Genomic DNA, 1,033 nt, shown 5'->3' on the forward strand with positions numbered 1-1,033 from the left:
GCCGCGGGCCGGATCGGTCTGCTCGGATTCAGCCAGGGCGCGATCACGAGCCTCTCGCTCCTCTTGGAGGGGCCCGACCGCTACGCGTGGGTCGTCGCGCTTCACGGCTACCTCGCGGAGTCGCACGCGGATCTCGATCCGGAGGGGATCGAGGGGAAACCGGTGTTCGTCGGCGCCGGCGCCGGCGACCGCGTGATCCCCGAGTCGCGGACGACGGCGGCCGTCGACCGGCTCGAAGCCCTCGGAGCCGACGTCACGAGCGGGAGCTTCCCGGGCGGCCACGGCATCGGCCCGCGGGAGCTCGAGGCGGTCGTCGAGTTCGTCGCGTCGCGGACGGCGTAACTGACGTCGGAAGCCGCCTCCCGGCTCCGGCAGGTTCAAACCGCTCGGCCACGATGTTCGGATATGAGCGTCGAACAGGTCTCCATCGAGGACCTTGGCCGAGAGCTCGGCGAGCGGATCGCCGAAACCCCGGAGTACGAGCGCTTCGAGGAGGCGAGAGCCGCGGTCCAGCGCGACGAGGAGGTCCAAGCACGGATCGACGAGTTCGAGCAGCTCCGCGCGGAGTTCATGCAGGCCCGGCAGACCGGACAGGCGACGAACGACGGCCTCCGGCGCGTCCAAGCGGCGCAAGACGAGCTCCACTCGATGCCGGTAATGAGCGAGTACCTCGACGCGCAGGACGAGCTCGAGGACACGCTCGAAGCGGTCAACGAGGCCATCTCCGAGCCGCTCGCCGTCGACTTCGGCGGCGAGGCCGGCGGCTGCTGTCAGGACTAACGGCGCCCGCGTCCGCCGTGGCGGCGGGTCGAACGCCCGAACCGCGCGGCAACTGCGGCCGACTTCTTATCCCGGATACCGACCCATCCCCGCCGTGATAGCCGTCGCCGGCGGCAAGGGCGGAAGCGGAAAGACGACGACTACCCTCGGGCTGGCCCGCGCGCTCTCGCGGCGCGGCGCGCCGGTGGTCGCGGCCGACGCCGACTGGGACCTCCCGAACCTCGCGCGGTTGGCCGCGGAGACGAGTCCCGAG

3 protein-coding genes are annotated in these 1,033 nt (G+C 71.5%); all 3 read left to right on the plus strand.

Translation table 11 applies throughout. The features are described from left to right. On the plus strand, positions 1-342 hold a 342-nt coding region (locus tag U4E84_RS18705; RefSeq protein WP_369698435.1), incomplete at its 5' end, for an alpha/beta hydrolase. 63 nt (positions 343-405) lie between these two features. Continuing rightward, positions 406-780, plus strand: a complete 375-nt coding sequence (locus U4E84_RS18710) for a YlbF family regulator (RefSeq protein WP_322533549.1) — start codon at positions 406-408, stop codon at positions 778-780. A 94-nt stretch (positions 781-874) separates the two neighbouring features. Then, positions 875-1,033, plus strand: a 159-nt coding sequence (locus U4E84_RS18715) for a P-loop NTPase (protein WP_322533550.1), incomplete at its 3' end; no start/stop codon positions are given.

Source organism: Halorubrum sp. AD140, from assembly GCF_034497445.1.
GTDB lineage: Archaea > Halobacteriota > Halobacteria > Halobacteriales > Haloferacaceae > Halorubrum.